General features: G+C 61.0%; 8 protein-coding genes and 2 pseudogenes. 6 read left to right on the top strand and 4 right to left on the bottom strand.

What is annotated here, in order from left to right; genetic code table 11:
• Positions 1 to 31 precede the first annotated feature (31 nt).
• The 6 genes from ACA071_RS20400 to ACA071_RS20375 all read left to right on the top strand — a co-directional run bounded on the left by ACA071_RS20400 (position 32) and on the right by ACA071_RS20375 (position 10,957).
• Positions 32 to 1,759, top strand: coding sequence for an autotransporter assembly complex protein TamA (locus tag ACA071_RS20400; protein WP_497640808.1), 1,728 nt, complete (start codon positions 32 to 34; stop codon positions 1,757 to 1,759).
• Complete coding sequence (locus ACA071_RS20395) at positions 1,756 to 5,424, top strand: translocation/assembly module TamB domain-containing protein (protein ID WP_497640807.1); 3,669 nt, start codon at positions 1,756 to 1,758, stop codon at positions 5,422 to 5,424. Before ACA071_RS20400 ends, ACA071_RS20395 begins: the two co-directional genes overlap by 4 nt.
• Positions 5,425 to 6,204: 780 nt before the next feature.
• The gene (locus ACA071_RS20390) at positions 6,205 to 6,678 is read left to right on the top strand and encodes a MarR family winged helix-turn-helix transcriptional regulator (RefSeq protein WP_497640806.1); all 474 of its coding nucleotides are present in this window, start codon (positions 6,205 to 6,207) and stop codon (positions 6,676 to 6,678) included.
• The gene (locus ACA071_RS20385; protein ID WP_497640805.1) at positions 6,675 to 8,144 is read left to right on the top strand and encodes an efflux transporter outer membrane subunit; all 1,470 of its coding nucleotides are present in this window, start codon (positions 6,675 to 6,677) and stop codon (positions 8,142 to 8,144) included. Before ACA071_RS20390 ends, ACA071_RS20385 begins: the two co-directional genes overlap by 4 nt.
• Before the next feature lie 15 nt (positions 8,145 to 8,159).
• Positions 8,160 to 9,362: an HlyD family secretion protein gene (locus ACA071_RS20380; protein ID WP_497640804.1), complete on the top strand. Its 1,203-nt coding sequence runs from the start codon at positions 8,160 to 8,162 to the stop codon at positions 9,360 to 9,362.
• 65 nt (positions 9,363 to 9,427) lie between these two features.
• Positions 9,428 to 10,957, top strand: a complete 1,530-nt coding sequence (locus ACA071_RS20375) for a DHA2 family efflux MFS transporter permease subunit (protein ID WP_169374017.1) — start codon at positions 9,428 to 9,430, stop codon at positions 10,955 to 10,957.
• A 141-nt stretch (positions 10,958 to 11,098) separates the two neighbouring features.
• Here the strand turns inward: ACA071_RS20375 and ACA071_RS20370 are convergent.
• From ACA071_RS20370 to ACA071_RS20355, 4 genes and pseudogenes are all read right to left on the bottom strand, one after another.
• Positions 11,099 to 11,185: pseudogene (locus ACA071_RS20370) on the bottom strand (UDP-2,3-diacylglucosamine diphosphatase); the annotation flags it as partial.
• Between the two features lie 139 nt (positions 11,186 to 11,324).
• A pseudogene (locus tag ACA071_RS20365) lies at positions 11,325 to 11,420 on the bottom strand (UDP-2,3-diacylglucosamine diphosphatase); the annotation flags it as partial.
• 355 nt (positions 11,421 to 11,775) lie between these two features.
• Positions 11,776 to 12,528, bottom strand: coding sequence for a UDP-2,3-diacylglucosamine diphosphatase (gene lpxH / locus ACA071_RS20360; protein WP_497640803.1), 753 nt, complete (start codon positions 12,526 to 12,528; stop codon positions 11,776 to 11,778).
• The gene (locus ACA071_RS20355; protein WP_497640802.1) at positions 12,525 to 13,031 is read right to left on the bottom strand and encodes a peptidylprolyl isomerase; all 507 of its coding nucleotides are present in this window, start codon (positions 13,029 to 13,031) and stop codon (positions 12,525 to 12,527) included. The genes lpxH and ACA071_RS20355 overlap by 4 nt, the downstream gene beginning before the upstream one ends.
• Between the last annotated feature and the right edge of the window lie 45 nt (positions 13,032 to 13,076).

Raw genomic sequence — 13,076 nt, 5'->3', positions numbered from 1 at the left:
CGCTCCCAAGCTCGTGATAGCATCCGCGCCTATGAAGTTTCCAGGAAGATTTACCAGTGGCGTGCTCATGCTGTTATCCAGCTGCACGGCGCTGGCGCAAAGTGAATTGGCTGTGCGGATCAAACCGTCCAACGATGAACTGAAAGCCAATATAGAGGGCTATATCGGCAGCCTCGGCGATCGTGATGAAGAAGCTTTGCTGCGCTTCAGTCGCGGCGCCGAAGAACAGGCGCACAAGGCCGCCCAGGCCTTGGGTTATTACCAGCCACAGATCGACAGTGAAGTGAAGGGCGGCAAGACGCCGCGCCTGACCCTGAACATTGACCCCGGCGAACCGATCCATTTGCGCAACGTCACCGTGCGCATCGACGGGCCCGCCGCCTCGCTCAAATCCTTTCGTGCACCGCCCCCGGAGCTGCTCAAGCCTGGCGCAGTGCTCAATCACGGTCATTACGAAGACGCCAAGCGCTTGATCCAGAACCAGGCCTCGCGCTTCGGCTTTTTCAGCGGACGCTTCACCAGCCAAAAATTGCTGGTGGACCCGCGCGCCGGTGTGGCGGACGTCGAACTGATCTACGACAGCGGCCCGCGCTACGCCCTGGGTAAAGTTACTTTTGAAGGCGACACGCCGTTCGATGAAGACCTGCTGCAACGCATGGTGCCGTTCAAGGCTGGCGCGCCATACGACTCCGAACTGATCGCCGAACTCAACCAGGCACTGCAATCGAGCGGCTACTTCGAGGGCGTGCGCGTGGACGCGGCACCGACCGCGTCCAAGGACGATGTGATCCCGGTAGCGGTCAAACTCGACACCCGCAAGCCGCGCACCATGGGCCTCGGTTTGGGTTATTCCACCGACGTTGGCCCCCGGATCAAAGCCAACTGGACCCGGCACTGGGTCAACCCGCAGGGCGACAGCTATGGCTGGGAAGCCGAACTGTCGGCGCCGCGGCAGAACGTCGGGGTGTTCTACGACATCCCCCTGGACCCGCCGCTCACTGACAAACTGCGCTGGGCCGCCGGTTATCAATATGAAGAAATCGCCGACACCGACAGCCTGAGCAAGCTGCTCACCCTAGGCCCGGAATGGCACAGCAAGCTGCCCAGCGGTTGGCAACGGGTCGTGTCGCTGAAATGGCAACGCGAGGAATACACCCTCGGCGATGACTCGGGGTTAAGCACGTTGCTGATGCCGGGCGTCAGCTATTCGTACCTCAAAAGCGACAACCGCATCGACCCGCACAACGGCTATCGCCTGACCTTCGAAACCAAAGTCGCCAAGGAAGGACTGGGTTCGGACACCAACCTGCTTTACGGCACGGCGCTGGTCAAAGGCCTGACCACGGTCTTCGACAAACACCGTTTCCTCGGGCGGGTGCAGGTCGGCGGCAGCGCCACCAACGGCTACAAATCCGTGCCGCCGTCCCTGCGCTTCTTCGCCGGTGGCGATCAGAGCGTGCGCGGTTACGACTATCAAAGCCTGTCCCCGGAAAACTCCGAGGGCGACCGCATCGGTGGCCGCTACATGATTGCCGGCAGTGTCGAGTATCAATATTCCATCGCCGAAAAATGGCGAGTCGCGACCTTCATCGACCAGGGCAACTCCTTCAACACACTCGAACTGCCGAACCTCAAGACCGGCGTCGGTATCGGCGTGCGCTGGGTCTCCCCGGTGGGGCCGATCCGCCTCGACCTGGCCCACGCGATGGACGACGACGGCGGCATTCGACTGCACTTTTCCATGGGGCCTGAGCTGTGAAGCGTGGTTTGAAAATATCGCTGCTGGCGATTCTGGCGTTGCTGATGCTCATCGTATTGGCATTGGCCACGGTGCTGGGCACGGCGACGGGCAGTCGCTGGGCGCTGGGGTTTGTGCCGGGTTTGACCGTGGACAATTTCCAGGGCCGCTTGGGCGGGCAGTGGAGCGCCGATCATCTGCTGTGGCAACAGGACAGCAGCCGGGTTGAACTGAATAAAGTGATTTTCGCCTGGTCGCCGCTGTGCCTGACACGCATGACCCTGTGCATCGAGCAGTTGCAGGCCGATCAGGTCAGCCTGCAATTCCCGCCGAGTACCGAGGAAGAAAGCAGCGGCCCGATCAAACTTCCGGACTTAAAGCTGCCGCTGGCCATTGAACTGGGCGACGTCAAGGTAGGCAGTCTGCTGTTCAACGGCAGCGAAGAACTCAGGGGTCTGCAACTGGCTGCGCACTGGACCGAAAAGGGTTTGCAGATCGACTCGGTGCAGTTGCAGCGCGACGACCTGAGCCTGAACCTCTCCGGCCAGCTGCAACCCGGTGGTAACTGGCCGTTGACCGCTGAAGGCAAACTGACGATGTCGACGCCCGCGCCTTGGGTGCTGGCCTTGAAAGTTGATGGCGACCTGCTGAAAACCCTGAACCTGAAAGCCGACAGCAGCGGTTATCTGGACGGGCAACTGACTGGCGAACTGCAACCGCTGGTGGAAAACCTGCCGGCCAAAGTGCGGATCACCGCCGACGGCTTCAAACCTGCCGCTGACCTGCCGGACACCCTGCAACTCAATCAACTGGAACTCACCGGCGAAGGCGACCTGAAAAACGGTTACCAATTGCTCGGCAAAGCCACGCTGCCCGCAGAACAAGGCCCGGTCGCGCTGTTGCTGCAAGGCAAGGTCGACGCCAAGGGTGCGCAGATTGCCGGGCTCGACCTGACCGCCAATGACAAGCAAAGCCTCAAGCTCACCGGCAACCTCGACTGGAGCAAAGGCCTTAGCGCCCAGGCGAACATCGACTGGCTGGACTTTCCGTGGCATCGCCTCTATCCGCTGATCGACGAGCCGCAAGTCGCGTTGCGCAGCTTCAACGGCGAAGTCTCCTACACCGACGGCAAATACCTCGGCAACTTCAAAGCCGCACTCGATGGCCCGGCCGGCGCGTTCAGCCTGAGCAGCCCGTTCGCCGGCGACCTGACGAAAATCTACCTGCAACAATTCCAACTCGAAGCCGGGCAGGGCAAGGCCAAAGGTCACCTCAATCTGCAATTCGCCGACGGCATTGCCTGGGACACTGCGCTGGACCTGTCGGCGATCAACCCGGCGTACTGGATGGCGGAATTGCCGGGCACTTTGGCCGGGCCGTTGCGCAGTAAAGGCGAGATGAAGAATGAAAAGCTCAGCCTGACTGCCGACCTCGATTTGAAAGGCAAACTGCGCGGCCAACCGGCAGTGATCCAGGCCAAGGCCGATGGTGCTGGCGAGCAATGGAACCTCAACGCCTTGCAGATTCGCTTGGGCGACAACAGCATCAACGGCAAGGGCAGCCTGCAACAGAAGCTCGCTGGCCAAATCGACATCAAGCTGCCGCGCCTGGCCCAGCTCTGGCCGCAACTGCGCGGTCAGCTTAACGGTCGGGTCGATGTCGCCGGTACGCTGAAAGCGCCGCAAGGCAAGCTCGGTCTGCAAGGCTCGCAACTGGCCTTCGAAGACAATCGCCTGCAAAGCCTCAACCTCGACGCGACCCTCGACAGCGCCCAGCGGGCGAAGATCGACCTCAAGGGCAGCGGCATTCAGGCCGGTGAAACATCCTTGGGTGCGCTGACTGCCAGCGGTCAGGGCGACATCAAAAACCAGAAACTCAGCCTCGACCTGCAAGGCCCGCAGCTGAAACTGGCCCTCGGCCTCGACGGCGCACTGGACAAGGGCAACTGGCGCGGACGCCTGGCCAGCGGCGATATCCAGGCCGGTGGTCAGGACTGGAAACTGCAAGGCCCGGCGAAGCTGGAGCGGCTGGCGGACGGCAAAATCAATTTTGGCGCCCATTGCTGGATGTCCGGCCCGGCCAGTTTGTGCGGCGAAGACCAGCGCCTGATGCCGGAACCGAAGCTGCGTTATCACCTCAAGCAATTTCCGATCGACAGCCTCGCCCAGTGGTTGCCGAAGGACTTTGCCTGGAAGGGCAAGCTCAACGCCGACCTGCAACTGGACCTGCCAGCCAGTGGCCCGAATGGCCAGATCAGCATCGATGCCAGCGGCGGCACCTTGCGCATGAAAGAGAAGGATCAGTGGCTGGACTTCCCGTACCAGACCCTGAAACTCACCAGCAAACTCACGCCCAAGCGCATCGACACCGACCTTAACTTCGTCGGTGGCAAGCTCGGCGAATTGATGGTGCAGGCGCAGATCAACCCGTTGCCGAAGAACAAACCGTTGACCGGTTCGTTCCGCCTCAATGGCCTGGACCTGTCGGTGGCGCGGCCGTTTGTGCCGATGGTCGAGAAACTCACCGGTCGCTTGAACGGTAGCGGCACCTTGTCCGGCGGACTGTTGGCGCCGTTGGTCAACGGCAACCTGGTGCTCAGTGACGGCGAGATCTCCGGCGCTGAATTGCCAATGGACCTTGAAGCCTTGCAGCTGCAAGCGGTGATTGCCGGTGAAACCGTGCAATTGAACGGCGGCTGGAAAAGCGGCAAGAGCGGGCAGGGCAGCTTGAACGGTAACATCGCCTGGGGTCAGGCGCTGGTCGTCGACCTGGCGCTCAAAGGCACGCAATTGCCGGTCACCGTCGAGCCCTATGCCAAGCTCGAGATGGCGCCGGACCTGAAAATCTCGATGAAGGGCGACGAACTGGCCATTGCCGGCAAAGTGCTGGTGCCCAAGGGTGAAATCACCGTGCGTGAATTGCCGCCATCGACGGTCAAGGTCTCCGACGACACGGTCATCGTTGGCGCGCAGACCGAGGAAGGCAAACCGCCACTGGCCATGAAGATGGACATCGATGTGGTGGTCGGCGAGGACAAACTCAGCTTTGCCGGGTTTGGCCTGACCGCCAATCTGCAAGGGCATGTGCACATCGGCGACAACATGGATACGCGCGGCGAACTGTGGCTCAACGACGGTCGTTATCGCGCCTACGGCCAGCGACTGACCGTGCGGCGTGCGCGTCTGCTGTTTGCCGGCCCGCTCGATCAGCCGTATCTGGACATCGAAGCGATTCGCCAGACCGACGACGTAATCGCCGGCATTCGCTTGAGCGGCAGCGCCGAGCAACCGACCACGCAGATCTTCTCGGAACCGGCCATGAGCCAGGAGCAGGCGTTGTCCTATTTGGTGCTCGGGCGTCCGTTAAGCACTACTGGCGAAGACAACAACATGCTCGCGCAGGCGGCGCTCGGGTTGGGGTTGATGGGCAGTTCCGGGGTAACCAGCGGTTTGGCCAAGGACCTGGGTATTCAAGACTTCCAGCTCGACACCCAGGGCAGCGGCGACAGCACCAGCGTGGTGGCCAGCGGCAACATCTCCGAGAAGCTCAGTTTGCGCTATGGCGTCGGGGTGTTTGAACCGGCGAACACCATTGCCCTGCGCTACAAGCTGAGCAAGAAGGTTTACCTCGAAGCTGCGAGCGGCGTGGCGAGTTCGCTGGATATCTTCTACAAACGGGATTTCTAAACCCCCTCATCTGATCGTTCCCACGCTCTGCGTGGGAATGCCTCCCGGGACGCTCCGCGTTCCGCTCTTGAATCGTGACGCAGAGCGTCACTGGCTGCATTCCCACGCAGAGCGTGGGAACGATCAATGAGCCCTGTGGAATACAGGACTCAATCCGCTCATGCCTAGAGCCACAATCGTCCAACTTTTTGGGTGCAGCCCAGGTGTATCTCGAAGCCGTCGGTGGCGTGGCGAGTTCGCTGGATATCTTCTACAAACGGGATTTCTAAACCCCGCACCGATCGTTCCCACGCTCTGCGTGGGAATGCCTCCCGGGACGCTCCGCGTTCCGCTCTTGAATCGTGACGCAGAGCGTCACTGGCTGCATTCCCACGCAGAGCGTGGGAACGATCAATGAGCCCTGTGGAATACAGGACTCAATCCGCTCATGCCTAGAGCCACAATCGTCCAACTTTTTGGGTGCGGCCCAGGTGTATCTCGAAGCCGTCGGTGGCGTGGCGAGTTCGCTGGATATCTTCTACAAACGGGATTTCTAAACCCCCTCATCTGATCGTTCCCACGCTCTGCGTGGGAATGCCTCTTGGGACGCTCCGCGTTCCGCTCTTGAATCGTGACGCAGAGCGTCACTGGCTGCATTCCCACGCAGAGCGTGGGAACGATCAGTCACGTCGCCATTTATCCGCCAATTACAAAGCATCCTAACTATTACGTTGACATTCGCTGCCTAGGCAGTAACATCTCGACATACATTCTCTGCCTAGGCAGCTAATTGGTGGTCAGATGAAACATTTCACCCCGGAACAATTCAAGCATTGCCACCTCGGCCTCCTGCTCGGGCGCGCGGCGCTGCTCAAGGACCGGATCATCGACACGCACATGGAACCCCACGGCATCACTGCCGCGCAGTTCAAAGTGTTGATCATCATGGCCCAGTTCGGCGTCGATACCCCGGCCGAACTCTGCCGGCACCTGTCCCTGGACAGCGGGTCGATGACCCGCATGCTTGATCGCCTGGAACAGAAAGGTTTCCTCGCCCGCCAACGCTCCGAAGCCGACCGCCGTCAGGTGCAACTGGTGCTGACCGAACAAGGCCAGCAATTGACTGACCGTCTGCCGGACATCGGCGCCGACGCCATGAACGAACTGGCCGGCGCCATCACCCCGGACGAGTTGCAAACCCTGGAACAGATCCTGAAGAAAATCTTGGTGGCAGCCGGTGACTCGATCACCTTGCTGCGGGTAGGTGACAAATGAGCAGTAAAACCTTGCGTACTGGCCTGAGCCTGGTGCTGGTATCGATGATTCTGGCCGGTTGCGCCAGCTACAGCGGCCTGAACACCGAAGGCAAAAGCGTCGATGCGAAAACCCTCAAAGCCGGGCAATCCCTGAGCGGCGTGACCCTGTCCCCGGCAGCCTGGCCGAAAAGCGACTGGTGGAAAAGCCTCGGTGACCCACAACTCGACGGTCTGATCCGCGAGGCCCTGCACGACAGCCCGGACATGCAAATCGCCGAAGCCCGCGCCCACCAGGCCAGCGCCGCCGCGTATGCCGCCGATGCCGCGCGGATGCCGACCCTCGATGCCAGCGCCGGCATCAGCCGTTCGCGCCTGGCCAAGGATCAGGACCCGCTCGGGAAGGGCGATGCCTACGCCACCGTGCGTAACATCAGCGCCAGCTTCAACTACAACTTCGACCTCTGGGGCGGTCAGCGTGACGCCTGGGAAGCCGCGTTGGGCCAGGCTCGCGCCGCCGAAGTCGATCAACAGGCCGCGCAGTTGACCTTGTCCGCCGACGTCGCTCGCGCCTACAGCGACCTGGGTCAGGCGCACATCGTTTATGACCTGTCGAATGATGACCTCAAGCGCACCAAGCAAATGCTCGATCTGAGCCAGCGCCGTTTGAGTTCCGGGATCGACAGTCAGTACCAGTTCCAGCAAACCGAAAGCCTGGAAGCCAGCTCCGAAGCCAGCTTGATCGATGCGGAAAAGCGCCTGAACAGCGCGAAAATCGCCTTGGCCGTGCTGCTCGGCAAAGGCCCGGATCGCGGTAACGAAATCGCCCGGCCAAAAATCCTCCAGGCCAGCGCCGTGGCTTTGCCGTCGGTGTTGCCAGCGGAATTGCTTGGCCGTCGCCCGGATCTGGTGGCCGCACGCTGGCGGGTTGAAGCCGCGAGCAAGGACATTGCCGCGAGCAAGACCCAGTTCTATCCCAACCTGAACCTTACCGCCGCGGCCGGTGCCGAATCCTTACTGGGTGACGCGATGTTCGGTTCGGCCAGTCGCTTCTTCAACATCGCCCCAACCATTTCGGTGCCGATTTTCGACGGTGGCCGCTTGCGCGCCAACCTCGATGCCCGCGACGCCGACTATGACCTGGCGGTGGCGCAGTACAACAAGAGCTTGGTTAAAGCGCTGGGGGATGTCAGCGACACCATCAACCAGTTGCGCGATATCGGCCGGCAGATTGGTGCCCAGCAGCACGCCACCGAGATTGCCCAGGACTCTTACAACACCGTGGTCCAGCGCTACGGTTCCGGCATCGGCAATTACCTGGACGTGCTCAGCATCGAACAGCAATTGCTCCAGGCCCAGCGTCAACTGGCGGACCTGAATGCCGAGCAGATCGACTTGTCGATCCAACTGATGCAGGCGCTCGGCGGCGGCTTCCAGGCCGAAACCATCGCCTCGGCCAATCCAGCCCCAGCCAAGCTGATCAACTAATTCAAGGTATTTGTCATGGCCACTGCCGAAACTACTAAAGCCCCTGAAAACGCTCAAGACACCAGCAACCCGCGCAAACGCAAAGTCATGCTGACCGTGCTGGCGATTCTGGTGATCCTCGCCGGCGTCGGCGTGTGGGCCTATCACGAACTCTACGGTCGTTGGAATGAAAGCACCGACGATGCCTATGTGAACGGCAACGTGGTGGAAATCACTCCGTTGGTCACCGGCACCGTGGTGAGCATTGGTGCTGACGATGGCGACCTGGTCCATGAAGGCCAGGTGCTGGTCAACTTCGACCCGAACGACGCCGAAGTCGGGCTGCAAAGTGCCCAGGCCAACCTGGCCCGCACCGTGCGCCAGGTGCGCGGCTTGTACAGCAACGTCGACGGCATGAAAGCCCAGGTCAACGCCCAGCAGGCCGAAGTGCAAAAAGCCCAGGACAACTTCAACCGGAGGAAAAATCTCGCTGCCGGTGGCGCGATTTCCCAGGAAGAACTGTCCCACGCCCGCGACGACCTGACCTCGGCGCAAAACGCCCTGGCCAACGCCAAGCAACAACTCAAGACCACCAGCGCTTTGGTCGATGACACGGTCGTGTCGTCGCACCCGGACGTGATGTCCGCTGCTGCGAATCTGCGTCAGGCCTATCTGAACAATTCCCGCAGCACCCTGATTGCGCCTGTCACCGGTTACGTGGCCAAACGCTCGGTACAACTGGGCCAACGGGTTCAACCAGGCACCGCGCTGATGGCGGTGATTCCGCTGGATCAACTGTGGATCGACGCCAACTTCAAGGAAACCCAACTGCGTGACATGCGGATCGGCCAGCCAGTGGACATCGAAGCCGACCTGTACGGCAGCGACGTGAAATTCAGTGGCACCATCGACAGCCTTGGCGCCGGGACCGGCAGCGCGTTTGCCTTACTGCCGGCGCAGAACGCCACCGGTAACTGGATCAAGATCGTCCAGCGCGTACCGGTGCGGATTCACGTCAACGCCGAAGAGCTGGCCAAGCACCCACTGCGGGTGGGCCTGTCGACTCAGGTCGATGTGAACCTGCACGACCAGAGCGGCCCGGTACTGGCGCAACAGCCACCACAAAAGGCTTCGTTCAGCACCAACGTCTATGACCGTCAGTTGGCCGAAGCCGACGCGATGATCACGCAGTTGATCCATGACAACAGCGCTGCGGTCAGCAAGACCGCGCAACGCTGATTCGCCAATCCCTCAGCGGCGCCGGTTGAACGGCGCCGCGCACGCCAAGGTTCATAGGATTAGCGATGAGCAATAACGCGTCTTTCACGCCGCCCAGCCTGGTGCTCAGCACCATCGGCCTGTCGCTGGCGACCTTCATGCAAGTGCTCGACACCACCATCGCCAACGTGGCCTTGCCGACGATTTCCGGCAACTTGGGCGTGAGTTCGGAGCAGGGCACCTGGGTGATCACTTCGTTTGCCGTGAGCAACGCCATCGCGCTGCCGCTGACCGGTTGGCTCAGTCGGCGTTTCGGTGAGGTGAAACTGTTTCTCTGGGCGACAATTCTGTTTGTGTTGGCTTCGTTTCTTTGCGGCATCTCGACGTCGATGCCGGAACTGATCGGTTTCCGTGTGCTGCAAGGCTTGGTGGCCGGTCCGTTGTACCCGATGACCCAGACGCTGCTGATCGCGGTGTATCCCCCGGCCAGGCGCGGCATGGCCCTGGCGTTGCTGGCGATGGTCACGGTGGTGGCGCCGATTGCCGGACCGATTCTCGGTGGCTGGATTACTGACAGCTACAGCTGGCCTTGGATTTTCTTTATCAACGTGCCGATCGGGATTTTCGCGGTGATGGTGGTGCGCTCCCAGCTCAAGGCGCGTCCGGTGGAAACCAGTCGCCAGCCGATGGATTACGTGGGGTTGATCACGCTGATCATTGGCGTCGGCGCGTTGCAGGTAATCCTCGATAAAGGCAACGACCTGGACTGGTTCGAATCGAACTTCATCATCATTGGCGCGGCGATTTCGGTGATTGCCCTGGCGGTGTTCATCATCTGGGAAATGACCGACAAGCACCCGGTGGTGAACTTGCGGCTGTTTGCTTATCGCAACTTCCGCATCGGCACCATTGTGTTGGTGCTGGGGTATGCCGGGTTCTTTGGCATCAACCTGATCCTGCCGCAATGGCTGCAAACCCAGATGGGCTACACCGCGACGTGGGCCGGGCTGGCGGTGGCGCCGATCGGGATTCTGCCGGTGCTGATGTCGCCGTTTGTCGGTAAGTACGCGCACAAGTTCGACCTGCGCTTGCTGGCCGGACTGGCGTTCCTGGCGATTGGCCTGAGCTGCTTTATGCGCGCCGGGTTTACCAACGAAGTGGACTTCCAGCACATCGCCCTGGTGCAACTGTTCATGGGGATTGGCGTGGCGCTGTTCTTTATGCCGACCTTGAGCATTTTGATGTCGGACCTGCCGCCAAGCCAGATTGCCGATGGCGCGGGCCTGGCGACGTTCCTGCGGACCTTGGGCGGTAGTTTCGCGGCGTCGCTGACCACCTGGATCTGGATTCGCCGGGCGGATCAGCATCATGCGTACTTGAGCGAAAGCATCACCACTTATGACCAACCGACACGGGATGCCTTGAACACCCTGGGCGGGGCGAGTACCCCAGCGTATGCGCAACTCGATCAAGTGCTGACCAGCCAGGCGTACATGCTCTCCACCGTGGATTACTTCACGTTGCTCGGGTGGGGGTTTTTGGGCTTGATGCTGATTGTGTGGCTGGCCAAGCCGCCGTTTGCGGCGAAGGCGGGGCCTGCGGCTTCCGGCCACTAGCCGGGCCTGCGGCCTCCGGCCACTAGAGGGCTGATCGTTCCCACGCTCTGCGTGGGAATGCCTCAACGGACGCTCTGCGTTCGGCTTTGGAAGGGACGCGGAGCGTCCCGGGCTGCATTCCCACGCGGAGCGTGGGAACGATCAGGCAGAAGGGGCTGCGAGTTGTGGTGGCGGGGCGAAGTTGAACGGGGCAAGTGCAAACCCTTGCTCATCCACCTGCAACGCCCAGGGCCTGCTGCCTCCGGCCACTAGAGGGCTGATCGTTCCCACGCTCTGCGTGGGAATGCCTCAACGGACGCTCTGCGTTCGGCTTTGGAAGGGACGCGGAGCGTCCCGGGCTGCATTCCCACCCAGAGCGTGGGAACGATCAGACAGAAGGGGCTGCGAGTTGTGGTGGCGGGGCGAGGTTGAACGGGGCAAGTGCAAACCCTTGCTCATCCACCTGCAACGCCCAGGGCCTGCGGCCTCCGGCCACTAGAGGGCTGATCGTTCCCACGCTCTGCGTGGGAATGCCTCAACGGACGCTCTGCGTTCGGCTTTGGAAGGGACGCGGAGCGTCCCGGGCTGCATTCCCACGCGGAGCGTGGGAACGATCAGGCAGAAGGGGCTGCGAGTTGTGGTGGCGGGGCGAGGTTGAACGGGGCAAGTGCAAACCCGTTCCCATCCACCTGTAACGCGCGGGCCAGCGGCCTCCGGCCACTAGAGGGCTGATCGTTCCCACGCTCTGCGTGGGAATGCCTCAACGGACGCTCTGCGTTCGGCTTTGGAAGGGACGCGGAGCGTCCCGGGCTGCATTCCCACGCGGAGCGTGGGAACGATCAGGCAGAAGGGGCTGCGAGTTGTGGTGGCGGGGCGAAGTTGAACGGGGCAAGTGCAAACCCTTGCTCATCCACCTGCAACGCCCAGCCCTGACGATCCCAATCCCCCAACACAATGCGTTTGGCCGCCTGCTCGCCAATCTGCAACTTGTGGATCGCGGGACGGTGGGTGTGCCCATGAATCAACGTTTTCACGCCAAATGCCTGCATGACCCGCGGCACTTCTTCCGGCGTGACATCAACGATGTCATTGGCCTTCATCCGCGTCTGCGCCCGACTTTCACTGCGTAGCTTGCGCGCCAGTTTGTGCCGGGTGCTCAGGGGCAGGTGCCGCAGGATAAATAGCGTGACGGGATTACGCAGGTAGCGACGCAGCTTCATATAGCCGACATCGCGGGTGCAGAGGCTGTCGCCGTGCATCAACAGCACCGGCTCGCCGTAAAACTGCACGACACTCGGGTCCTTCAATAGCGTGCAGCCGGCCTGTTTGCAAAAGGCCTTGCCGAGCATGAAGTCGCGATTGCCGTGCATCAGAAAAATGGCCGTGCCGCTGTCGCTAAGATTGCGCAGGGCCTGGCAGATGGAACGCTGGAAGGGCGTCATGGCATCGTCGCCAATCCACGCTTCGAAGAAGTCACCCAAAATGTACAACGCACTCGCCGAGCGGGCGCGTCCGGCGAGCAAATCCAGAAACGCCCGGGTAATGTCCGGGCGCTCCTCTTCCAGATGCAAGTCTGAAATCAGCAGTATCACGCTTCGATGATCTCGGCTTTCTCGATGATCACGTCGTCTGCTGGTACGTCTTGATGGCCGGATTTCATGGTGGTGGAAACACCTTTGATCTTGTCCACGACTTCAGTACCGGAAACCACTTTGGCGAAGACTGCGTAGCCCCAGCCCTGGGTGGTCTTGGCGCTGTGGTTCAGGAAGCTGTTGTCAGCCACGTTGATGAAGAACTGGGCGGAAGCCGAATGCGGCTCCATGGTGCGCGCCATGGCCACGGTGTACTTCTCGTTCGGTAGGCCGTTGTCGGCTTCGTTCTGGATGCTTGGGCGCTTGTCTTTCTTTTCTTTCATGCCTGGCTCGAAACCGCCGCCCTGGATCATGAAGTTACCGATTACACGGTGGAAAACGGTGTTTTCGTAGTGGCCGGCTTTGACGTACTCGATGAAGTTGGCAACGGTCACCGGTGCCTTTTCAGCGTTCAGTTCCAGGACGATGTCGCCATGGTTGGTGGTCAGTTTGACTTGGGTCATGATCGGTACTCTTTCTATGAATTCGTGGGTTTCGGGGCATCAGAG

The organism is Pseudomonas sp. LBUM1646 (assembly GCF_059716165.1).
This window is presented reverse-complemented; position numbering and strand designations above follow the sequence as displayed.

What these genes read in the sequence shown, in the direction of transcription:
- ACA071_RS20400 (WP_497640808.1), top strand. Translation starts at nt 32, where the DNA reads ATGAAGTTTCCAGGAAGATTTACCAGTGGCGTGCTCATGCTGTTATCC.
- ACA071_RS20380 (WP_497640804.1), top strand. Translation starts at nt 8,160, where the DNA reads ATGGCCACTGCCGAAACTACTAAAGCCCCTGAAAACGCTCAAGACACC.
- ACA071_RS20390 (WP_497640806.1), top strand. Translation starts at nt 6,205, where the DNA reads ATGAAACATTTCACCCCGGAACAATTCAAGCATTGCCACCTCGGCCTC.
- ACA071_RS20385 (WP_497640805.1), top strand. Translation starts at nt 6,675, where the DNA reads ATGAGCAGTAAAACCTTGCGTACTGGCCTGAGCCTGGTGCTGGTATCG.
- ACA071_RS20355 (WP_497640802.1), bottom strand. Translation starts at nt 13,031, where the DNA reads ATGACCCAAGTCAAACTGACCACCAACCATGGCGACATCGTCCTGGAA.
- ACA071_RS20375 (WP_169374017.1), top strand. Translation starts at nt 9,428, where the DNA reads ATGAGCAATAACGCGTCTTTCACGCCGCCCAGCCTGGTGCTCAGCACC.